The 22,781-nt window shown below is 66.4% G+C and carries 16 protein-coding genes and 2 tRNA genes; 14 read left to right on the top strand and 4 right to left on the bottom strand.

Annotation, left to right across the window (positions count from 1 at the left end; all coding sequences use genetic code 11):
* The first annotated feature begins 356 nt into the window (after window positions 1-356).
* The 8 genes from DY467_RS01450 to DY467_RS01415 all read left to right on the top strand — a co-directional run bounded on the left by DY467_RS01450 (window position 357) and on the right by DY467_RS01415 (window position 13,236).
* Window positions 357-1,805, top strand: a complete 1,449-nt coding sequence (locus DY467_RS01450) for an efflux transporter outer membrane subunit (protein WP_164572646.1) — start codon at window positions 357-359, stop codon at window positions 1,803-1,805.
* A complete protein-coding gene (locus tag DY467_RS01445; RefSeq protein ID WP_164633745.1) occupies window positions 1,795-3,162 on the top strand; it encodes an efflux RND transporter periplasmic adaptor subunit in 1,368 nt (455 codons plus the stop codon). The genes DY467_RS01450 and DY467_RS01445 overlap by 11 nt, the downstream gene beginning before the upstream one ends.
* Window positions 3,163-3,238: 76 nt before the next feature.
* On the top strand, window positions 3,239-6,370 hold the full coding sequence (locus DY467_RS01440; RefSeq protein ID WP_164633744.1) for an efflux RND transporter permease subunit: 3,132 nt from the start codon (window positions 3,239-3,241) through the stop codon (window positions 6,368-6,370).
* Window positions 6,370-9,477, top strand: a complete 3,108-nt coding sequence (locus tag DY467_RS01435) for an efflux RND transporter permease subunit (RefSeq protein WP_164633743.1) — start codon at window positions 6,370-6,372, stop codon at window positions 9,475-9,477. Before DY467_RS01440 ends, DY467_RS01435 begins: the two co-directional genes overlap by 1 nt.
* Before the next feature lie 7 nt (window positions 9,478-9,484).
* A complete protein-coding gene (locus DY467_RS01430) occupies window positions 9,485-10,216 on the top strand; it encodes a tRNA-uridine aminocarboxypropyltransferase (protein ID WP_164633742.1) in 732 nt (243 codons plus the stop codon).
* 105 nt (window positions 10,217-10,321) lie between these two features.
* Window positions 10,322-10,395: transfer RNA gene (locus DY467_RS01425), tRNA-Cys, on the top strand.
* A gap of 202 nt (window positions 10,396-10,597) precedes the next feature.
* On the top strand, window positions 10,598-12,100 hold the full coding sequence (locus DY467_RS01420; RefSeq protein WP_246701422.1) for an MBOAT family O-acyltransferase: 1,503 nt from the start codon (window positions 10,598-10,600) through the stop codon (window positions 12,098-12,100).
* 2 nt (window positions 12,101-12,102) lie between these two features.
* Window positions 12,103-13,236, top strand: coding sequence for an alginate O-acetyltransferase AlgX-related protein (locus DY467_RS01415; protein ID WP_164633741.1), 1,134 nt, complete (start codon window positions 12,103-12,105; stop codon window positions 13,234-13,236).
* A gap of 21 nt (window positions 13,237-13,257) precedes the next feature.
* Here DY467_RS01415 and DY467_RS26135 read toward each other — a convergent pair whose 3' ends face one another.
* The 3 genes from DY467_RS26135 to DY467_RS01405 all read right to left on the bottom strand — a co-directional run bounded on the left by DY467_RS26135 (window position 13,258) and on the right by DY467_RS01405 (window position 14,262).
* On the bottom strand, window positions 13,258-13,434 hold the full coding sequence (locus tag DY467_RS26135; RefSeq protein WP_199851737.1) for a hypothetical protein: 177 nt from the start codon (window positions 13,432-13,434) through the stop codon (window positions 13,258-13,260).
* 192 nt (window positions 13,435-13,626) lie between these two features.
* Window positions 13,627-13,998: a hypothetical protein gene (locus tag DY467_RS01410; RefSeq protein ID WP_164633740.1), complete on the bottom strand. Its 372-nt coding sequence runs from the start codon at window positions 13,996-13,998 to the stop codon at window positions 13,627-13,629.
* A gap of 189 nt (window positions 13,999-14,187) precedes the next feature.
* Window positions 14,188-14,262: transfer RNA gene (locus DY467_RS01405), tRNA-Asn, on the bottom strand.
* Between the two features lie 254 nt (window positions 14,263-14,516).
* On the opposite strand from DY467_RS01405, the gene DY467_RS01400 reads away from it, so the two are divergent.
* The 6 genes from DY467_RS01400 to DY467_RS01375 all read left to right on the top strand — a co-directional run bounded on the left by DY467_RS01400 (window position 14,517) and on the right by DY467_RS01375 (window position 21,939).
* On the top strand, window positions 14,517-15,182 hold the full coding sequence (locus DY467_RS01400) for a protein-L-isoaspartate O-methyltransferase family protein (RefSeq protein ID WP_164633739.1): 666 nt from the start codon (window positions 14,517-14,519) through the stop codon (window positions 15,180-15,182).
* Between the two features lie 210 nt (window positions 15,183-15,392).
* A complete protein-coding gene (locus DY467_RS01395) occupies window positions 15,393-16,784 on the top strand; it encodes a TolC family outer membrane protein (RefSeq protein WP_107344559.1) in 1,392 nt (463 codons plus the stop codon).
* Window positions 16,785-17,076: 292 nt separating this feature from the next.
* Window positions 17,077-17,871 carry a PopZ family protein gene (locus DY467_RS01390; RefSeq protein ID WP_164633738.1) on the top strand — a complete coding sequence of 265 codons (795 nt, stop codon included), beginning with the start codon at window positions 17,077-17,079 and terminating at the stop codon, window positions 17,869-17,871.
* Window positions 17,872-18,012: 141 nt separating this feature from the next.
* Complete coding sequence (locus DY467_RS01385; protein ID WP_164633737.1) at window positions 18,013-20,886, top strand: valine--tRNA ligase; 2,874 nt, start codon at window positions 18,013-18,015, stop codon at window positions 20,884-20,886.
* A gap of 3 nt (window positions 20,887-20,889) precedes the next feature.
* On the top strand, window positions 20,890-21,276 hold the full coding sequence (locus tag DY467_RS01380; RefSeq protein ID WP_164633736.1) for a VOC family protein: 387 nt from the start codon (window positions 20,890-20,892) through the stop codon (window positions 21,274-21,276).
* Window positions 21,277-21,378: 102 nt separating this feature from the next.
* Window positions 21,379-21,939 carry a hypothetical protein gene (locus DY467_RS01375; RefSeq protein ID WP_164633735.1) on the top strand — a complete coding sequence of 187 codons (561 nt, stop codon included), beginning with the start codon at window positions 21,379-21,381 and terminating at the stop codon, window positions 21,937-21,939.
* A gap of 150 nt (window positions 21,940-22,089) precedes the next feature.
* Here the strand turns inward: DY467_RS01375 and DY467_RS01370 are convergent, their stop codons facing one another.
* Window positions 22,090-22,716 (bottom strand): DNA-3-methyladenine glycosylase, encoded by a 627-nt coding sequence (locus DY467_RS01370; RefSeq protein ID WP_164633734.1) that lies wholly within the window; start codon window positions 22,714-22,716, stop codon window positions 22,090-22,092.
* Window positions 22,717-22,781: the final 65 nt, after the last annotated feature.

Here is a 22,781-nt window from a genome sequence, read left to right as displayed (position 1 = left end):
AATTCGAAGGGCGGGCAGGGAATCGTCCTCGGACGGCCGTATCAGCAGATGAAATCTTTGTAAGCTTTGCCGCATTCGGCGGGGCCGTCAAGCTGAGGGAACACCGATGGAATCGGGAGAATCGCACCGCCGAAGCCGACTCAGGCGGCGGGATACCGGAAACAACTTGTCACCGAACGCGGCGATGACGGCCCTGTGCGTCGGCGTTTCCGCCCGTTACAATGGCGGCTGGCTTTCAAACCGCAGTCTTCCGTGATCGAGTTGCAAGTGACTGGCAGAGAACATCGTGCGCCGAAGTCGATCGTGGCGCGGCGTGCGCGGCTTTACGCCGCGCCGGGAGATGGATCGCGCCCAGCATGAGCACCACACTTCGCTACCTTGGCCGCGCAGCCCGACTGGTGGTGGCCTCGGCGCTGGTCGCTGCGTCCGGCGGCTGCATCCTCACGCAAGATCTGCCCGATCCCGCGCTCGACCTGCCGAATCGCTACAAGGCTGCGTCGCGCACCGCGGTCGAGAAGCCGCCGGCGCTGGATTGGTGGCGTGGCTTCCGGTCGGCCGAGCTGACGCAACTGATGGAAGAGGCGCAGACCGTCAATCTCGACGTCGCCGCCGCCGTCGCGCGCATCCGCCAGGCGGACGCGCAGGCGCGGATCACCGGCGCAGCGCTGCTGCCGAGCCTCAGCGCCAGCGGCAACGGCAGTCAGGTCAAGACCTCGGGCTCGAACATCTCCAACACCACGATCGCCGGTCGCCGCTACAGCACCTATTCGTCGTCGCTGAGTGCGTCTTACGAGATCGATTTCTGGGGCAAGAACCACGACGCCGCGCTCGCGGCCGAGGAGACCGCCACCGCGAACCGGTTCGACCGCGACACGGTGATGCTGACCACGATGGCGAGCGTCGCCAACGCGTATTTCCAGGTGCTCGCCGCGCAGGACCGGATTCGCACCGCCGAAGGCAACATCAAGAGCGCCAGCCGGATTCTCGACGCGATCAAGCAGCGTCTCAAAGCCGGCACCGGCACCGATCTCGATGTGGCGCAGCAGGAGAGTGTGCTGGCGAACCAGCGCGCCGCGCTGCCGCCGCTGCGGCTGACGCTCGCGCAAAACGTCAACGCGCTGGCGACGTTGGTGGCGCGCCCGCCGGAGAGCGTGAAGATCGCCGGCGGTTCGCTGACGCGGCTGTCGTCGCCGCGGGTGACGCCGGGGCTGCCGTCGGATCTGCTGACGCAGCGGCCTGATATCCGCCGCCAGGAGGCTCAACTCGCCTCGGCGACAGCGAATGTCGGCAGCGCGCGGGCGCAGTTCTTCCCGACGATCCAGCTCACCGCGCAGGGCGGCTATCAGAGCGCGGCGCTGGCGTCGCTGTTCACGCCGCAGGCGACGTTTTCCAACATCGCCGCGGGGCTGACGCAGCCGATCTTCGATGGCGGCCGGATCCAGGGCAATTTCGATCTGACGCAGGCGCAGCAGGAAGAGCTGCTGCAGACCTATCGCAAGACCGTGGTGTCGGCATTCGCGGACGTCGACAACGCACTGGAGTCGATCAAGCAGAACACCGAGCGGCTGCGGTTGCAGCGCGAGGTGGTGGCATCGTCGCGGCGCGCGTTCGACCTCGCCGAACAGCAGCTGCGCGCCGGCACCAGTGACATCGTCACCGTGCTGAATACGCAGCTCACGCTATTCCAGGCCGAGGACGCGCTGATCCAGACGCAGCTTGCGCGCTTCCAGGCGATCGTCAGTCTGTTTCAGGCACTCGGGGGCGGCTGGGAGCCAAAGATGGAAAGAACGGCCGATGCTCTTTAAGCCGGATGCGAAGGATACGTCCGGCGCCGGGCCCGGACGCAACGGTTGGGGCCACCGCCTGCGCCGCCGCAGCGTGTCGCTGCTGCTGGTCGTGGCCATCCTCGGCGGCCTCGGCTTCATCGCCTGGCGCGCGATCCAGACCAAGCAGGCCGAGCGGCGGATGCCGCCGGACCTCGCCGTCCCGGTGTTGGCGGCGACGCCGAAGGTTGCCGATGTGCCGGTGTATCTCGACGGCGTCGGCTCCGTGAAGGCGCTCGCCACCGTAACGGTGCGCGCCCAGGTCGACGGCAAGCTGATCGCGGTGAATTTCACCGAGGGGCAGGACGTCAAGGCCGGCGACGTTGTGGCGGAAATCGATCCGGCGATCTATCAGGCGCAATACGATCAGGCGGTCGCCAAGAAGGCGCAGGACGAAGCCCAGCTCGCCAACGCCCGGATCGATCTGGCGCGCTATCAGCAGCTCGCCGCCTCCAATGCCGGCTCCAAGCAGCAGGCCGACACCCAGAAGGCGACCGTGGCGCAGCTCGAGGCGCAGGTGCGCTCCGATCAGGCCGCGATCGACAATGCTGCGGCGACGCTGAGCTACACCAAGGTGGTGGCGCCGATCTCCGGCCGCGCCGGCCTGCGCAAGGTCGACAAGGGCAACATCGTGCACGCCTCGGACGCCACCGGCATCGTGGTGCTGACGCAGCTCAAGCCGATCGCGGTGCAGTTCAGCCTGCCGCAGCAGCAGATCGTGCGGGTCAATGCCGCGGCCGCCGAGGCGCCGCTGCCGGTCGACGTGTTCGGCAATGACGGCGTCACCGTGGTCGACACCGGCATGCTGAAAGGGATCGACAATCAGGTCGATCAGACCACCGGCACGGTGAAGCTGAAGGCCGAATTTCCCAACGCCAAGCTGCAGCTTTGGCCCGGCCAGTTCGTCAACGTGCGGCTCAAGGTCGACACCTTGAAGCAGGCGATCGTGGTGCCGGTGTCCGCGGTGCAGCGCGGCCCCGCCGGGACGTTCAGCTACATCATCGGCGAGGACAACACCGTTCATGCCCGCCCGGTGAAGGTGACGCAGCAGAACGAAAGCGAAGCCGTGGTCGCCGAGGGGCTGACGCCGGCCGACCGGGTGGTGACCACAGGCTTTGCCAATCTGGCCGACGGCGCCAAGGTGACGATCGGCGATGCCAGCCAGATTCCGACCGCCGATCTCGCTCCGCAGAAGCGCCGCCGTCCGCCGGGTGCTCAGGGCCAGAGCGGCGGGGGCGAAGCCGGCGAAGGGCAGGGCAAGCGCCGCCGTGGTGAAGCCGGGCAGCAGGCACCGGCCGCAGGCGGAGCCCCGTCGTCGGGTGCGCCCAAGGCGCCCTGACGCGTTCCACTGCCAGCGCTACGGTGGCGGATGCCGGAGCGCGAGACGTCAGGACGCAACGCTGAGGTGAGTTTTCATGGGCGTATCTGAGCCGTTCATCCGACGTCCGATCGCGACCTCGCTGCTTGGCGTGGCGCTGATGATCGGCGGTCTGCTCGGCTATCTGGCGCTGCCGGTGTCGGCCCTGCCGCAGGTCGATTTCCCGACCGTGCAGGTGACGACCCAGCTCCCAGGCGCGAGCCCGGACGTCGTGGCGTCGCTGATCACGGCGCCGCTGGAGCGGCAGCTCGGCCAGATTCCGTCGCTGACGGCGATGACCTCGACCTCGTCCTATGGCGTCAGCCAGGTATCGCTGCAGTTCGACCTCAACCGCGACATCGACGGCGCGACCCAGGACGTGCAAGCGGCGATCAATGCCGCCGCCGGCATTCTGCCGAAGAACCTGCCGTACCCGCCGGTCTATGCCAAAGTGAATCCGGCCGACGCGCCGGTGATGACGCTGGCGCTGACCTCGACCACGGTGTCGCTGCGCACCATGAGCGACCTCGCCGACACGCTGATGGCGCAGCGGCTGGCGCAGATCTCCGGTGTCGGCCGGGTCTCGGTGCTCGGCGGGCTGAAGCCGGCGGTGCGGGTGCAGGCCGATCTGGCCCGGCTCGCCGCCTACGGCATCTCGATGGAAGACCTGCGCACGGCGATCGCCAACGCCAACGTGTCGGGGCCGAAGGGCTCGCTCGACGGCGCCCAGCAGGCCTACACCATCGCGGCGAACGACCAGATCGCGGCCGCGGACGCCTATCGTCCGATCATCGTGGCGTATCGCAACGGCTCGCCGGTGACGATCGGCGACGTCGCGCAGATCGTCGACGGGCTGGAGAACGAGCGCACCGGCGCCTGGTACCAAGGTACGCCTTCCGTCATTCTCGACATTCAGCGCCAGCCCGGCGCCAACGTCATCGACGTGGTCAAGGGCATCCGCGCCGAGATCCCGCGGATCCAGCGGCTGGTGCCGGCCGGCGTCAAGCTAACCGTGGTCAGCGACCGCACCGAAACCATCCGCGCCTCGGTGCACGACGTGCAGTTCACGCTGCTGCTCAGCGTGGTGCTGGTGACGCTGGTGGTGCTGCTGTTCCTGCGCTCGATGCGTGCCACCATCATTGCCGGCGTGGCGCTGCCGCTGTCGCTGATCACCAGCTTCGGCGTGATGTATTTCATGGGCTTCAGCCTCGACAATCTGTCGCTGATGGCGCTGACGATCGGCACCGGTTTCGTCGTCGACGACGCCATCGTGATGATCGAGAACATCGTCCGTCACATGGAGGACGGCGAGAGCCCGATGCAGGCGGCCCTGAAGGGCGCCAGCGAGATCGGCTTCACCGTGATCTCGCTGACGATGTCGCTGATCGCGGTGTTCATCCCGCTGCTGTTCATGTCCGGCCTGGTCGGCCGGATGTTCCGCGAATTCGCGCTGACGCTGACGATCGCGGTCGTCACCTCGGCGATCGTGTCGCTGACGTTGACGCCGATGATGTGTTCGCGGCTGCTCAAGCACGCCCGCGACGAGCGCCAGGTGCCCGGACTCGCCACCATCACCGCCTGGATCGACCGTGGCGCGGAGGCCTACCACCGCAGCCTCCTGTGGGTGTTGAAGCATCAGCGCGCGACACTAGTGGTGACGTTCCTGACCATCGCGGCGACGCTGGTGCTGTATGCGATCGCGCCGAAGGGCTTCCTGCCGCTGCAGGACACCGCCTCGATCACCGCGGTGACGGAAGCGGGACCGGCGGTGTCGTTCGCCGAGATGAAGGCGCGGCAGACCGAGACCGCCCAGGCGATCGAAGCCGATCCGGACGTCGTCGGCGTGGTGTCGGTGATCGGTGCCGGCTCGGTCAATCCGACGCCGAATGTCGGCCGGCTGGTGCTGACGCTGAAGCCGCGCGGCGACCGCAAGTCCGACGTCGGCGAGGTGATCGAACGGCTGAAGCAGCGCGTCGCCGGCATTCCCGGCATGACCGTGTACTTCCAGGCCGTGCAGGACGTGCAGATTTCGACCCAGGCCAGCCGCTCGCAGTATCAGTACACGCTGACCGCGACCGATGCGGCGCTGCTGTCGCAATGGGCCAATCGGCTGCTTGCCGAACTACGCCGCGATCCGCTGTTCCGGGACGTTTCGACCGAAGCGCAGGAGGGCGGCCTGCGGGCTGCGCTCGACGTCAACCGCGAGCGCGCCGGCCAGCTCGGCGTCAGCGTTCAGGCGATCAACGACACGCTGAACGACGCCTTCGCGCAGCGGCAGATTTCGACGATCTACGGCCAGGCCAACCAGTACCGCGTCGTGCTGGAAGCGATGCCGGTCTATCAGCAGGACCCGTCGATCCTGTCCAAGCTGTATGTGCCGGGCAATGCTGGCGCCCAGGTGCCGATTTCGGCGGTCGCCGAGTTGAAGCGCACCATCGCCCCGCTGGCGATCTCGCACCAGGCGCAGTTCCCGTCGGTCGCCATGAGCTTCAATCTTGCGCCCGATGCCTCGCTCGGCGAGGCGTTGAAGCGGATCGAAACCATCGAGAAGCAGATCGGGATGCCCGGCAGCATCGTCGGGGTGTTCTATGGCGACGCCGCCGAATTCTCCAAGGCGCTCGCCGGCCAGCCGTGGCTGATCCTGGCCGCGATCGTGGCGATCTACATCGTGCTCGGCGTGCTGTACGAGAGCTACATCCACCCGATCACCATCCTCTCGACGCTGCCGTCGGCCGGCGTCGGTGCGATCCTGGCGTTGATGCTGTTCGGCCAGGATCTGTCGGTGATCGGCCTGATCGGCATCATCTTGCTGATGGGCATCGTCAAGAAGAACGCCATCATGATGATCGACTTCGCGCTCGAAGCCGAACGCGGACAGGGGATGTCGTCCTACGAGGCGATCGTGCAGGCGTGCCGGCTGCGTTTCCGGCCGATCATGATGACGACGCTGGCGGCCTTGTTCGGCGCGCTGCCGCTGGCGGTCGAAAGCGGCACCGGGTCTGAGCTGCGGTTTCCGCTCGGCATCTCGATCATCGGCGGTCTGCTGCTCAGCCAGTTACTGACGCTGTACACCACGCCGGTGATCTATCTGGCGCTCGACCGCATCAACCGGAAGCTGGAGCGGGCATTGCCGCCGGTGCCGCCGGCGACACCATCGCCGCCGCTGGCCGGTGCCGGGGAGGGGCTATAATGGCCTCAATGTCCGACCCGTTCATCCGAAGGCCGGTCGGCACCACGCTGCTGGCGATCGGGTTGTTTCTGGTCGGCATGGTGGCCTATGCGGTGCTGCCGGTGGCGGCGCTGCCGAACGTCGATTTCCCGATGATCATGGTGCAGGCGTCGCGGCCTGGGGCGGCGCCGTCGGTGATGGCCTCGACCGTCGCGGCACCGCTGGAGCGGCGGCTCGGCGAAATCGCCGGGCTCGATCAGATCACCTCGACCAGTTCGCTCGGCAATACCCGCATTCAGTTGCAGTTCTCGATCGGCCGCAACGTCGACAGTGCCGCGCGCGACGTGCAGGCGGCGATCAACGCCGCGGTCAGCGACCTGCCGACCGACCTGCCGACGCTGCCCAAGTTCCGCAAGTTCAACTCCGCGGCGGCGCCGGTCTATATCCTGGCGCTGACTTCCAAGACCATGCCGGCGAGCGCGATCTACGACGTCGCCGACACCGTGTTGGCGCAGCGCATCTCGCAGGTACCGGGCGTCGGCGACGTCACGGTCTCCGGCGCCGACCAGCCCGCGGTGCGGATCGCGCTCAACCCGGTCGCGCTCTCCAACGCCGGCATCTCGACCGACGACGTCCGCACCGCAATCATCAATGCCAATCCGGTCGGCCCGGTCGGCTCGTTCGACGGGCCGCGGCTGACCGAAACGCTGTCGACCAATCCGCAGATGCGCACCGCGGAGGAATTCCGCAGCATCGTCATCAAGAGCGATACGAACGGCACGGTGCGACTGTCCGATGTCGCCACCGTCAGTGACGCCACCCGCAACGCCCGCACCATCGCCTGGTACAACAAGCAGCCGGCGGTGATCATCCAGATCACCAAGCAGGGCGACGCCAACGTCATCGAGACCGTCGACCGGGTCAAAGCGCTGCTGCCCGAGCTGAAGCAGTGGATTCCGGCGGGCGTCGACATCTCGGTGTTGGCGGACCGCACCGGGACGATCCGCGCCAGCGTCGATGACATGCAGTGGACGCTGCTGGCGACCGCGGTGCTGGTGATGGCGGTGGTGCTGCTGTTCCTGCGCCGGCTGACGCCGACGATCGCCGCCGGCGTGTCGGTGCCGCTGGCGCTGGCCGGGACCTGCGCCGGGATGTGGATCAGCGGGTTTTCGATCAACAATCTGTCGCTGATGGCGCTGGCGATCGCGGTCGGCTTCGTGGTCGACGATGCGATCGTGATGATCGAGAACATGTACCGCAACCTCGAGCGCGGCATGGCGCCGCTGCCAGCCGCGATGGAGGGCGCCCGGCAGATCGGCTTCACGGTGCTGTCGATCAGCCTGTCGCTGGTTGCCGCGTTTGCGCCGCTGATCTTCATGGATGGCCTGATCGGCCGGCTGCTGCGCGAGTTCTCGCTGACGCTGACGTTTGCGATCGTGGTCTCGACCGTGGTGTCGCTGACGGTGACGCCGATGATCTGCGCGCATTACATCCGTGCCGAAGCGTCGCCGAAGCAGACCTGGTTCGATCGCGCGGTCGAAGGCACGCTGAACCGCATCGTCGGCTTCTATGCCTGGACGCTGCGCGGCGTGCTGTCGGTGCCGTGGCTGACCGTTGTGGTGTTCATCGCCACCATCGCGCTCACGGTGACGCTGTATATCAAGGTGCCCAAGGGCTATTTCCCGATCGACGATTCCGGCTTCATCATCGGTTCGACCCGCGCTTCGGCCGACATCTCGTTCCAGTCAATGCGGACTCTGCAGGAGGAGCTCGCCGACATCGTGATGGCCGATCCGGCGGTGAGCGGCGTCGGCTCGGTGCTGGGTGGCGGCGGACCGGGCGCCGGCGGCGCCAATCGCGGCACGATGTTCATCAATCTGAAGCCGACCGCCGAACGCGAAGGTGTCACCACCCAGATGGTGATCGATCGCCTGCGCCGGCAGCTCAGCCGCGTCGCCGGCATCCGGCTGTTCATGTTCGCCGCCCAGGATCTGCGCGGCGGCGGCCGCTCCAGCGAATCCAACTATCAGTACACGCTGAGCAGTCCCGATCTCGACCTGTTGCAGAAATGGGCGCCGATCGTCGCCAAGCGGATGCAGACGGTCGACGGCATCACCGACGTGACCAGCGATCGCGACGACGGCGGCCTGCAGCTGACGCTGTCGATCGACCGCACCATGGCATCGCGGCTCGGCGTGCGGATTCAGGACATCGACAACGCGCTCAACAACGCGTTCTCGCAGCGTCAGATCGCGACGATCTACACCCAGCGCAACCAGTATCAGGTGGTGCTGGAAATCGACCCGAACTTCCAGACCGATCCGAGCGACCTGAAGCGGATCTATGTCGACAGCACCAGCGGCGATCAGGTGCCGCTATCGGCGGTGGTGCGCGCCGAGCGCGGGCTGGCGGCGCTGGCGGTCGCCCATACCCAGGGCGTGCCGTCGACGACGGTGTCGTTCAACACGCTGCCCGACGTGCCGCTGCAGGAGGCGACCGCCAACATTCAGCGCGCGGTCGACGAACTGCACATGCCGGAGGGGATTCGCGGCTCGTTCGACGGCAACGCCGGCGATTTCCGCGCGACTTCGAACAAGCAGCCGCTGCTGATCCTGGCAGCGTTCATCGCGATGTACATCGTGCTCGGGGTGCTCTACGAGAGCCTGGCGCATCCGCTGACGATCATCTCGACGCTGCCGTCGGCGGGTCTTGGCGCGCTGCTGGCGCTGCTGGTCACCGGCACCGAGCTGTCGGTGATCGCCTTCGTCGGCATCATCATGTTGATCGGCATCGTCAAGAAGAACGGGATCATGATGGTGGACTTCGCGCTGGAGGCCGAACGCGACCGCGGCCTGCCATCCGCCGACGCCATCTTCGAAGCCTGTATCGTGCGGTTCCGGCCGATCCTGATGACCACGCTGGCCGCCCTGTTCGCGGCGATTCCGCTGGTGGTCGCGGTCGGCCCCGGCACCGAGCTGCGCCGGCCGCTCGGCATCACCATCATCGGCGGGCTGTTCGTGTCGCAGGTGCTGACGCTGTATACGACGCCGGTGATTTATCTGTTGATCGACCGGGTGAGGCAGCGGCGCTGGCGCCGCGGTGCGCCGGCCGCAGTGCCGGCGGAATAGGGACGAGATGACGACCGAACACCAGATACCTGCGGCAGAGCTTGGCGCGCCTGAACCGGAGTGCGAGCGCTGCGGCAAGGCGCTGCCGCTGTGCATCTGCGACACCGTCGAGCCGATCGCCAGCCGCATCCAGCTTCTGATTCTGCAGCATCCGCAGGAACAGGACCGCGCACTCGGCACCGCGCGGCTGACCGCGCAGCATTTCAAGAACGCGGTGGTGCGGATCGGGCTGTCATGGCCGAGCCTGTCCAAGGCGCTCGGCCGCACCGTGCATGATCCGTCGCGCTGGGCGGTGCTGTATCTCGGCTCGGCCCGCGCGGCCGAATTGGCCGAGGGACAGGAGATCCTCGCGGTCGACGCCAAGGGGCAGCCCGAGCCGTATCAGGACATGGTCCTCGACGAGATCGAGGGCGTGGTGCTGCTCGACGGCACCTGGAGCCAGGCCAAGGCGCTGTGGTGGCGCAACGCCTGGATGCTGAAATGTCAGCGGGTGATTCTCGACCCCGCGGCGCCGTCGCGCTACGGCCGGCTGCGCAAGGAGCCGCGCCGCGACGGGCTGTCGACGCTGGAAGCCGCCGCCATGCTGCTGTCGCGGCTGGAGCATCGCCCCGAGATCGAGACCGCCTTGCTGTCAGCCTTCGACCGGATGCTGGCGCGGTTCAAGCAGGTCCAGGCCGAGCGGCCGGATCTGGCCCCAAAGCCGAAGAAGCGCGACTGGCGCCGCAGGAAGCGCGGGTGAGGGCACGCGCCCGCGCCGCGGCCTGACGCGACGATCTCGATCGCTGCAACGTGCTGTGCGAAGGTTGCCTATCGCCGTTCGGCCGTATATGAGTTCGCCGCGTGGGGCCACGTGGCGGAGTGGTTACGCAACGGTCTGCAAAACCGTGTACACCAGTTCAATTCTGGTCGTGGCCTCCACTTTCCAATCAAGCACTTAGCCGATCTTCCTGAGACTCGACCGGAACCGCGTCGAGTCACGCGCTGTTGCGCGCGGAATCAGGTCACGCGCGAATGCCCCATCCAACGAAAAGCCCGGGGACAGAGGCGGCCTTGAACAATCGGGGGCGCTCGCGCAAGGAGAAGGCGCACCAAACGACGGGGCGGCGATGCCGGAGCGCAATTGCAGGAGCTGGGAAGCGAGGGCGATGGCCTGATGCTGTTCAGTTCGCCGGTCTTCCTGTTCCTGTTCATGCCGCTGCTGCTCCTGGTCTACTGGAGCGTGCCGCGGCCGCTTCGCAACAGCGTGCTGCTGGTCGCCAGCCTGGTGTTCTATGCCTGGGGCGAGCGGTTCTTCGCGCTGGTGATGCTGGGGTCGATTTTCGGCAACTGGCTGCTCGGGCTGGCGCTCGATGCCCTGACGGACCCGGGCCGGCGCAAGCTGGTGGTGGCCGCCGCGGTGGTGCTGAACATCGGCCTGCTTGCGGTGTTCAAGTATTCAGAATTCCTGATCGCGAACCTCAACGCGCTGCTGGCGACGGTGGGCATCGCGCCAGTCACCGTGGTGGCGCCGCATCTGCCGCTGGGGATTTCGTTCTTCACCTTCCACGCGCTGTCTTATGTGATCGACGTCTATCGCGGCGTTGCCCGCGCGCAGCGCCGGCCGGTCGACTTCGCGCTGTACATTGCGTTCTTTCCGCAACTGATTGCCGGCCCGATCATCCGCTATCACGACATCTCCGATCAGCTTCGGCGCCGGCCGGTGACGCTCGAACTGGCGGCCTCCGGCATCGAGCGGTTTTTGGCCGGCTTCGGCAAGAAGATGCTGCTGGCCAATCCGCTCGGAGAAGTCGCCGACCGGATCTTTGCGCTGCCGGCAGCCGACCTCAGCCCGGGCGCGGCCTGGCTCGGGCTGCTCTGCTACACCTTGCAGATCTATCTCGACTTCTCGGCCTATTCGGACATGGCGATCGGGCTGGCGCGGCTGTTCGGCTTCACCTTCCTGGAGAACTTCAACTATCCGTATCTGTCGCAGTCGCTGCAGGAATTCTGGCGGCGCTGGCACATCTCGCTGTCGAACTGGCTGCGCGACTATCTCTACATCCCGCTGGGCGGCAACCGCGTGCCGCCGTGGCGGGTGTATTTCAATCTCGCCACCGTGTTCCTGCTGTGCGGGCTGTGGCATGGCGCGAACTGGACGTTCGTGGTCTGGGGCCTGATCCACGGCCTGTTCCTGATCTTCGAACGGCTCGGATTGGCGTCGCTGCTGGCGCGGATGCCGCGGCCGGTGCGGCACCTCTATACGCTGGCCGTGGTGTCGCTGGCCTGGGTGTTCTTCCGCGCCACCGACCTGTCTCACGCCATCACCTATTTGCGCGCCATGGTCGGGCTCGGCGCCGGCTGGTCGCTGGATTTCCTCGGCAATGTCGATCCGCTGGTCGTCATCTGCCTGGTGATGGGAAGTCTGGCGAGCGCTGCGGTGTTCAGTCCGCTGACCGCGGACTGGCGGCTGCGCCGGGACCAGAACCAGGGCCGGGTGCATCCCGACGTCCGCACCTTGCAGATTGGCGGTGATGGGACCCTGATGATGACGGGCCGGCTGATCGTGCTGTTGACGATCGGCCTGCTGGCCAGCAGCCAGGTCGCGGCCGGCACCTATAATCCCTTCATCTATTTCCGGTTCTAGCGATGCAGCGAACTCCTTTCACCGTTCGGCTGTACTGCGGCGCCTTGGTGGGCCTCGTCGCGGCGTTTTCGTTCGCGTCGCTGATCGCGATGACCTTCAAGCACGCCGAGATCAGCATCGGCGAGAAGCGGGCACTGACGCAGCTCCCGGAATGGCCGCGCACCGCGGCGCAGTGGGACAGCTTCCCGGAACGGTTCGATGCTTATTTCAACGACAATTTCGGCTTGCGAAAGCTGCTGCTCCGGCTGAACTCGAACTTCACCACGGTGATGCTGGGACGCTCGCCGTCGGACAAAGTGGTGTTCGGCAAGGACGACTGGCTGTTCTACGCCGGCGACAATTCGATCGAGCTGTATCGCAACCAGCATCCGTTCAGCACGCTGCAGCTTGCCAATACCGAAGCCGCGCTCGCGTTGCGGATGCGCCCGCTGCAGGCGGCCGGCCGACCATATTTATTCGTGGTCGTACCGGACAAGCACACGATCTATCCGGAGATGATGCCGAGTTTCATGTCGCGGCGCGATCCGCCGTCGCAGCTCGACCAAGTCGTCGCGATGGCGGAAGCTGCGCGCCTCCCGGTGCTCGATCTGCGGGCCACGCTGCGGCAGGGCAAGACCGACGGGCAGGTGTACCTCAAAGACGACTCGCACTGGACCGATTGGGGCGCGTATCTCGGCTATCGCCGCATCATGGCCGCGCTGCCGCTGACCGATCTGCCGGTGCTCGATCTCGATGCGACGAAGTTTGCGATTCCCTCAGACCACGCGGGCGATCTCGCCGGCATGGCAGGATTGACGCGGCGGGAAACGACCCGGCTGTCGGAGCTGCCGGCCGATCGCTGTGCCTTCACCGCGACGGCGTATCAGCCCGTGGGCGACGACATTTCGATCGGGCGGACGTTCTGTCCGCAAGCCAAATACAAGATCATGTTCATCGGCGACTCTTTCACCGGAGCACTGGTGAAGTATCTGTCGCGCAGTTTTGGTGAGGTGGTCTATGTCGCCCGGTCGGGCTTCAAGCCGTCACGCGAGATCGCGCCGTTGATCGAACGCGAGAAGCCCGATCTGGTGATCGAAGAGCTGGCGGAGCGGCATTTGGATTCGCTGGCGGACACCGTCGCGCAGGAAGGCCGCTAACGGCCGGCAGCAGCGCCTCGCTCAGCAGGAGGCGTACCAGTCGGACGGGAACGGCAGCAGCGGCCATTCGACCGAATTGTCGTTGGCGGCGCGGCGCATCGTCGCCACCACGTTCGGCCGCACGACGTTGTCCTGCGTGCTTTCCGCAACGGCGTCGCTGATCGATTCCAGCAACAGATCGTATTCGGCTTCGCTCATGGTTCGGCTCCCCTGTCCGAACCTGAGTGTGGCGAAAACTGTTGTGGGGCCGGTTGAGCCGATCGCTACAATTTTAGCGATCGGCCTTCGTCGCGCGGGGCGTGGTGAGCTGATCCGCAACGGATGCGGTCAAGAACAAAGCCGCCCCCAGGGAGGAGGCGGCTCGGTTCGACCGTTATGCTGAACGGCTGCTTACTGGCAGAGATGCATCCGTCCATCTTCGCCGCGGAAGGTGGTGCCCGGTAGACAGACGAAGCCGTTACGCTCGGCGTAAGTGCGCATGTCGTAGTTGCCCTGATAGCCGGCCTCGAACGGTGCCGTGGCGATGGCCCCCGCCGCGCCGATCGCGCCGCCAACGACGCCGGCAGCCACCTGGCCCGGCCAGAACGCGTTGCTGTCGCGCCAATTGCGCTCCTGGTAGCCACGCTCCTGATAACCCTGATGACGATACGTCTCGCCGTAAAGCTGGCCGCGCATCTGCGTCGGCTGCTGAGCCGAGGCGGCGCTGGTCAGGGCCACGGCGCCCGCGAGCACGGCAGCGGAAAAGGTGATCGGCTTCAACATCTTTGGTCTCCCTCTTTGTTTCCGATGCCGACGCAACGTGCGTCGGCGCGAGAACGTTCCGGGGACTGGGGGAGGCGGAGTCACAGCGGCGTGAAAGGTCGCCGGCGCGCCGCTGTGAGGAGCTGGCGCATCCTCGGGAGCCCACGAGCTAGCGTGGGCGTCACGACCTGCAATGATGGAAAATGAGAATGGCTCCCCGGGCCGGATTCGAACCAGCGACCAACCGGTTAACAGCCGGTTGCTCTACCACTGAGCTACCAGGGAACATGCGAAGCAGCGCTTCGCGGGGCAGCGTATAACAAAGCCGTTCGGCGTTGGAAAGCAGAAATCGGTCGATCCACACCGGCCGTTTTCCGCCGCAACGCCGCGGCGAGCCGCCGTGACGGCGAGGGCTATTTAGGGGATGATCTGCGCCGCGTGAAGCCCCCTTTGCACTAAATCTGTTGAGTGCGGCGACATGTTGCGTTTTCAGCGGCGTTGCAGCATGGATGGCGCGGGTTTCACGCAGGGGATCGAGGATGTTGGAATTCGAGCGCGCGCGGCAAAACATGGTCGACGGGCAAATTCGGCCTGCCAGCGTGACCGATTGGCGAATCATCGATGCGATGCGGGCGCTGCCGCGCGAGGCATTCGTGCCGGAATCAAAGCGCGAGCTGGTCTATCTCGACCTTGATCTCGAGATCGAAGGCCACGACGGCCACAAGCACTTCATGCTCAATCCGATCATGACCGCGCGGATGCTGCAGGCTGCCGAGCTGCAGCACGACGACCGCGTGCTCGTTGTGGGCTGCCCGACCGGGTACATCGCCGCCGTGGCGGCGAAGCTGGTTACCCGCGTCACCACGACGATCGACGACGAATCGCTGGCGCAGCGCATCCGCTCGACGCTGCCGGCGCTCGGTGTGTCCAACGTCAATGTCCGGGTCGCTGAGGCGGCGAAGGGCGATCTGCACGACTCGCCGTTCGACGCGATCCTGCTGTGCGGCGCCACCGAGGTCGAACCGACCGCGCTGTACGATCAGCTGAAGCTCGGCGGCCGCCTGGTCGGCGCCTTCGCCAACGGTCGGCCGCAGCGCGTTACCGTGGTGACTCGCTCGCACGGCGACTACGGTGCCCGCATTCTGTTCGATGCGTCGATTCCCGTGCTGCCCGGTTTGGAGCGCGCGCCGGCCTTCGAATTCTGACGCAAGCGGCCGGATTCTTTCGAGGAATCATACCTGTGGCGCGAATGCCCCAGCTCGCAAGTTTCGTTGTGCACCACGGCCGGGGGGTTTCTTCGGGCAATTCCGTGTCCTATGGTGAGGATGGACTTACCGGACATCGTTCGGCCGAGCGCACGGCGTTGGGCACCGGAAAGTCCGGTGTGGGGAAAAGTTCAGGATTGGATTGCCAGAATGGATGGGCTTAAGCGGATTTCCGGCCTCGCGGCTGCCGGCATCGTTCTGGCGTGCGTGTCGCAGACAGCGGCCCGAGCGGATACCATCGAAGGCGCGCTGGTTCGCGCTTACCAGACTAATCCTCAACTCAATGCACAGCGCGCCTCGGTGCGCGCCACCGACGAATCGGTCCCGCAGGCTCTGTCCGGCTACCGGCCCAAGGTCGCCGTCACGGCGAGCGGCGGTTATCAGTACACCGACGTGATTTCGTCGGTCGCCGGCAACCAGTTTCAGGCGTCCGGGACGCAGGTCCCGCGTTCGGTCGGCGTGACCGCATCGCAGACGCTGTTCAACGGCAATCAGACGGCGAACCGCACCCGTGCGGCCGAGAGCCAGGTGTCGTCGGCGCGTGAAGGTCTGCGGGTGCTGGAGCAGTCGGTGTTGCTGTCGGCCGCGACCATCTACATGGACTACCTGCGCGACTCGGCCACGCTCGAAGTGCAGCGCTCCAACGTGCGCGTGCTCGAGCAGACGCTGCGGCAGACCAACGATCGCTTCAACGTCGGCGAGGTGACCCGCACCGACGTGGCGCAGTCGCAGGCGCAGCTCGCGGCAGGCAACACCCAGCAGCTGGCCGCCGAATCGACGCTGACCACGACGCGGTCGAACTACCGCCGCATCATCGGCACCGAGCCGGGCAATCTCGCGCCGGGTTCGCCGGTCGATCGCTATCTGCCGACCTCGCTGGCCCAGGCGATCAATCTGGCGCTGGTCGAGAATCCGAACGTCACCGCTGCGATGTACGGCATCGACGTCAGCTATCTGAACGTGAAGATCAACGAGGGGGCGCTGTTCCCGACGCTGACGCTGCAGGCCAGCGCGCAGCAGTCGTGGGAGCCGTCGATCTCGTCGCCGCGCCAGTTCCTCGCTTCGGGCGTCGCGCAGCTGTCGGTCCCGATCTACCAGGGCGGTGGTGAATACGCGCTGATCCGGCAATCGAAGGAAACGCTGGCGCAGCAGCGCCTCAACCTCGAACAGGTCCGCGACCAGACCCGCGCCAGCGTGGTGCAGGCGTGGGGCCAGCTGCAGGCCGCCAAGGCGCAGGTCTCGTCGGCGCAGTCCCAGGTCAAGGCCTCGGAAATCGCGCTCAACGGCGTGCGTGAAGAAGCCCGCGCCGGCCAGCGCACCACGCTCGACGTGTTGAACGCGCAGCAGGCGCTGGTGAATGCCCGCGTCGCGCTGGTGACCGCGCAGCATGACCGCGTCGTTGCTTCTTATGCGGTGCTGAACGCGGTCGGCCGGTTGTCGCCGCAGGTGCTCGGCCTCAAGACCGACGTCTATGATCCCAGCGTGCACTACCAGCAGGTGCGTGACAGCTGGGGCGGCGTGCGGACTCCCGACGGCCGCTGATTGCGGCCGCGGCTGCGCCCGGGATTCTGCCCGGGCGCGTTTGCTTGCAAACAACTAATCGGCTGCCTACCGTTGATCGGGTCGTCGTGACGATTCGAGTCGGAGATGCGCCCGTGTTTCGCGGCGCTCCACGTTGTTACACGTGGCGCGGACCTCGGGGCGTACCGTAGTTGAAGCTGGGGACAAGTCCTGCTTCCAACGCGAAACCTGGCGCCGCCGATCCGGAACCGGTCTCTCCCGTAGAGCTTTGATGTTACAACGCCGGGAAGGGCGTGATGATGTGGAGTCGGAGATGACGCAGCCTGCAAAGGCGCAAGAGCCTTCCATGGAGGAGATTCTGGCGTCGATCCGTCGCATCATTGCCGATGACGAAGCCAAGCCCGCGACCCCGGCTCCTGCGCCGGTGGCCGTTGCCCCGAAGCCGGAGCCGCCCAAGCCGGCTCCCCCGCCGAGCAAGCCCGCGGCCATGACCCCACCTCCGTCTGCACCGAGTCCGGTGGCGCAAGCCGCGCCGCCCAAACCCGCCGCCGCCGCTGCGCCGAAGCCGGCGCCTCCGCCAACGCCGGCTCCGGCCGAGAGCAACAGTCAGGACGACATCGACGCGCTGCTGGCCGGCCTCGACGCCGACACCACGGAGGAGGAGGTTCGTCCGCCGCAGCCGGATGGCGACGTGCTCGAACTGACCGACGAGATGGCGCTGCCGGAGCCCGAACCCGAGCCGGCGCCGCCACCACCACCACCTCCGCCGCCGCCCGTTCAGAAGGCGCCGATCGAGGACGATATCGAATTCGCCGAGGCCGCGCCCAAGCCGCGTGCGCCGGAGCCGGCCTACGAGCCGCCGCCCGCGGCGGCGGCCTGGAGCGAAGAGCCGCAGCAGCCGATCCTGTCGCGGACCACCGCCGCGGCGGTGGAATCGGCGTTCAATTCGCTCGCCACTACGGTGCTCAGCAACAATGCCCGGACCCTCGAGGATCTGGTCAAGGAGATGCTGCGGCCGATGCTGAAGGCTTGGCTCGACGACAATCTGCCGACGCTGGTCGAGCGGATCGTCCGCCAGGAAATCGAGCGGGTCTCGCGCGGGCGCTGAGCCCGTTTGGCGGAGGCGCTGCCTCCGCCTGATCCAATGGACCGGCCTCCATTGTTGACTTGCGGCGCGCCGGAAGGTTTCTAGCGTCGTCCAACGAGCGCGTTCGCGGCCCGGCGACGCGCCTTTTTTGATTGCAGCGCCATGATCGAGAAAACCTACCAGCCAGCCGACATCGAGGCCCGCATTTCGCGCGCCTGGGAAGACGCGGAGGCCTTCAAGGCCGGCCGTCCGGATCGCCGCGACGCCGTCCCGTACTCGATCGTGATTCCGCCGCCGAACGTCACCGGCTCGCTGCACATGGGCCATGCGCTCAACAACACGCTGCAGGACATCCTGTGCCGGTTCGAGCGGATGCGCGGCCGCGACGTGCTGTGGCAGCCCGGCACCGACCACGCCGGCATCGCCACCCAGATGGTGGTCGAGCGCCAGCTGATGGAGCGCCAGGAGCCGAGCCGCCGTGACATGGGCCGCGCCAAGTTCCTGGAGCGGGTGTGGCAGTGGAAGGCCGAGAGCGGCGGCGTCATCGTCAACCAGCTCAAGCGGCTCGGCGCGTCGTGCGACTGGTCGCGCGAGCGCTTCACCATGGACGAGGGACTGTCCCGCGCCGTCGCCAAGGTGTTCGTCGAGCTGCACCGCCAGGGCCTGATCTACAAGGACAAGCGGCTGGTCAATTGGGACCCGAAGCTGCTGACCGCGATCTCGGATCTGGAAGTCCAGCAGATCGAGGTGAAGGGCAACCTCTGGCACCTGCGCTATCCGATCGAAGGCAAGACCTTCGACCCGGCCGACCCGTCGACCTTCATCGTCGTTGCGACCACGCGTCCCGAAACCATGCTGGGCGACACCGCGGTGGCGGTGAATCCGGAAGACGAGCGCTATACGCATCTGGTCGGCAAGCACGTCATCCTGCCGCTGGTCGGCCGGCGGATTCCGATCGTTGCCGACGAGTACTCCGACCCCGAGAAGGGCTCGGGCGCGGTGAAGATCACGCCGGCGCACGACTTCAACGACTTCGAGGTCGGGAAGCGGCATCATCTCCCGCAGATCAATGTGCTCGACATCGAGGGCAAGATCTCGGTCGCGGACAACAGCGCCTATCTCGAAGGCCTGCCGGAAGGCGCGCGCGAATTCGCCGAGGAGATCAACGGCACCGACCGCTTCGTGGCCCGCAAGATGATCGTGGCGCGGCTCGATGATTTCGGCTTCCTGGAGAAGATCGAGCCCAACGTCCACATGGTGCCGCACGGCGACCGCTCCGGCGTGGTGATCGAACCGTTCCTCACCGATCAGTGGTACGTCGACGCCAAGACGCTGGCGCAGCCGGCGATCGCCGCGGTGCGCTCGGGTGAGACCACCTTCGTGCCGAAGAACTGGGAGAAGACCTACTTCGAGTGGATGGAGAACATCCAGCCGTGGTGCATCTCGCGCCAGCTGTGGTGGGGCCACCAGATCCCGGCGTGGTATGGGCCGGACGGCAAGGTGTTCGTCGCCGAAACCGAGGAAGAGGCGGTCGGCAATGCGCTCGGCTACTACGTCGAGCAGGAAGTGATCACGCCCGCGCAGGCCCACGACATGGCGGAAGATCCCGCCAAGCGCGAGGGCTTCATCACCCGCGACGAGGACGTGCTCGATACCTGGTTCTCGTCGGCACTGTGGCCGTTCTCGACGCTCGGCTGGCCGGACGAGACGCCCGAACTCGACCGCTACTATCCGACCAACGTGCTGGTCACCGGCTTCGACATCATCTTCTTCTGGGTCGCCCGGATGATGATGATGGGCCTGCACTTCATGGACGATGTGCCGTTCCCGACCGTCTACATCCACGCCCTCGTCCGCGACGAGAAGGGCGCCAAGATGTCGAAGTCGAAGGGCAACGTCATCGATCCGCTCAACCTGATCGACGAATACGGCGCCGATGCGCTGCGCTTCACGCTGGCGGCGATGGCGGCGCAGGGCCGCGACATCAAGCTCGCGACCTCACGCGTCGAAGGCTATCGCAACTTCGCCACCAAGCTTTGGAACGCCTGCCGCTTCGCCGAGATGAACGGCTGCGTCGCGCCCGCCGGCTTCGACTACACGGCGGCCAAGGAAACGCTGAACCGCTGGATCGCGCACGAGACCGTCCGCGCGGTGCGCGAGGTCACCGAGGCGATCGAATCCTATCGCTTCAACGACGCCGCCGAAGCCGCGTATCGCTTCGTCTGGAACGTATATTGCGACTGGTATCTCGAACTCGCCAAGCCGGTGCTGATGGGCGAGGAGGGCACTGCCAAGACCGAGACCCGGGCGATGGTGGCGTGGGCGCGCGACGAGATCCTCAAGATCCTGCATCCGTTCATGCCGTTCATCACCGAAGAGCTGTGGGCGGTGACCGCGCCGCGCGACGGACTGCTGGTGCTGGCGCCGTGGTCGCGCAAGGCGGGGATCTCGGACGAGGAAGTGTCGGTGCTGGCGGCCTCTGCCGCGACCGATCCGATGGCCGGGCCGGCGATGCTGGCAATTCCGGAGCCGCAGGAGCCGGACTTCACCGACGATGCGGCCGAAGCCGAGATCGGCTGGGTGGTCGATCTCGTCACCGCGATCCGCTCGGTGCGCGCCGAGATGAACATCGTGCCGTCGACCCTGACGCCGCTGGTGCTGGCAGGCGCTTCCGCCGACACCAATGCGCGGGCGAGCCGCTGGAGCGACGTGATCAAGCGGCTGGCGCGCGTCGGCGACATCTCGTTTGCGGACGCCGCCCCGCAGGGGGCGGTGCAGCTCCTGGTGCGCGGCGAAGTGGCGGCGCTGCCGCTCAAGGGCGTGGTCGATTTCGCCGCCGAGCAGGTCCGGCTCGAGAAGGAACTCGGCAAGGCCGAAGCCGACATCAAGCGCGCCGAGGCCAAACTGGCGAACGAGAAGTTCGTCGCCAATGCTGCTGAAGAAGTCGTCGAGGAAGAACGCGAAAAGCGCGAGGCCGCGGTCGCGCGCAAGGTCAAGATCCTCGAAGCGCTGCTTCGGCTGAAGAACGCGAGCTGACCTTTGCTCGACCACGTCTCGATCACCGTGTCCGACATGGCGGTGGCCGAGCCGTTCTACGACGCGATCATGGCGGCGCTCGGCATCGTCAAGGTCGGCGCCCGCGGCGATTGGCTGGGCTATGGCGAGCGGGCGCGGCCTGACCATCCGGACCGCGTCTATCTGTCGATCCGTAAGGGCGACAGGCCGGAGCCGGCCTATGGCCGGCACTGGTGCTTCAAGGCGAAAAGCCGCGCCGTGGTCGACGCATTCTGGAAAGCCGGGCTCGCGCACGGCGGCGCCGATCAGGGCGCGCCGGGACTGCGCGATTATCATCCTGGTTACTACGCGGCCTTCATCGCCGACCCGGACGGCAACCGGCTCGAAGCGGTGTGCCACACGCTCGGCTGAGCGCTTTCCTTGCACCGGCTGTCCGTCGCTGCGGCGTTGATCGGCGCCAAAGTATGACACCGCGGCGATCGCGTAGGATCGGGCATCAACGGGGCTGTGCCGATGCTCGCTTTTCTCAAGCTGCTGATCTCGTTTGCGCCGTGGCTGTCGTTTCTGATCATCGCCCGTGACACGCTGCTCCGGGTCGAGATCGGCCTCTGCGTCGCACTGGCGCTGACGGTCGTGATGGGCGTGCTGAAGCTCCATCGCGGTATCATTCTGTGGGTCGGCGTGGTGTTTTTCGGCGCCGCGACCGTCGCGGTGATGGGGTTCAACGACACCTGGACGCTGCGCCATCTCGGCGTGCTCGCCAACGGCGCGTTGGCGGCCGGGGCCTGGCTGACCATTCTGCTCGGCAAGCCGTTCACGCTCGACTACGCCAAGGAGCATGTCGATCCGGCGGTCTGGAATGATCCGAAATTCATCCGCATCAACGTGCTGATGACCGGGATCTGGGCGACGGCTTTCACCATCAACGCGGCGCTGGCATTCGGCAAGATGGAGCAGGTCGCGCTGCCCGAACTCGCCTACGAGCTGATCTCCTACGCGGTGCTGATCGGCACCGCGATCTTCACGGTGTGGTACCCGGACCATCTGCGGAAGGCGAGGGCGGCGGCAAGCTGAGGCCGCAGCGCTGCGCCGCAAACAAACGTCCCTCCGCGAAAGCGGAGGGCCCAGTATCCCAGAGCGCCCGTTACTTAGCCGCAGCGCTCTGCAATACTGGGTCGCCCGGACAAGCCGGGCGATGACCGGTTTTGATGAGGCCAGCTTCGATCAAATTGATCGCGGGAATGGCTTGCTCAAAAATCGCGAACCCTTCAGCCCATAGCGCCACGGATAGTCCGCAGCTTTGGTGATGCCGATGCGCGGTCCCGTGACGATCTCCGGCATGGTGATCCGGCGATGGATCGCGAACGGGGCGGCATCGAGCGGTAGGCCGTTGTGCGCGATGGTGATGTCGAGGGCCTGCGCCAGCTTGCCGGGGCCGGAGCACAGGCTGCGCGGCTCGTCGAGGCCGCGGCGCTTGCGCATCGCCGCAAGGCCGTGGGTCGGCTCCAGCGCGCGGATCAGCACCGCGCTGGCGGAGCCTTCGGGCTCGCAGACGACATTCACGCACCAATGGATGCCGTAGGAGCGATACACGTAGGCGACGCCCGGCGGGCCGAACATCACCTGGTTGCGCGGTGTCGGCCCGCCGTAGGAATGCGCCGCCGGGTCGGTGTGGTGATAGGCTTCGACCTCGACGATCACGCCGCCGGCGCGGCCGAACAGCAGCGTTGCTCCGATCAGCTCGGGCGCGACCTCGTGGACGCTGCGGGCAAAGAACCGGCGCGTCAGCAGCGGGCCGAGGGCGGGATGTGTTCCGTCCGGCGAGGCCTTCGGAACGCGGGGCTTGGTCATCTGGGACAGGGATTGTGCGCCAGAAGGCGCGGCCGGCGATGCGCGTTATGCTTACAATTCGAGCA

It is taken from the genome of Rhodopseudomonas sp. BR0G17, from assembly GCF_010907025.1.
In the GTDB taxonomy this organism is placed as follows: Bacteria; Pseudomonadota; Alphaproteobacteria; order Rhizobiales; family Xanthobacteraceae; genus Rhodopseudomonas; species Rhodopseudomonas palustris_H.
The sequence above is the reverse complement of the archived record's forward strand: the minus strand, read 5'-3'. Positions and strand labels throughout refer to the sequence as shown.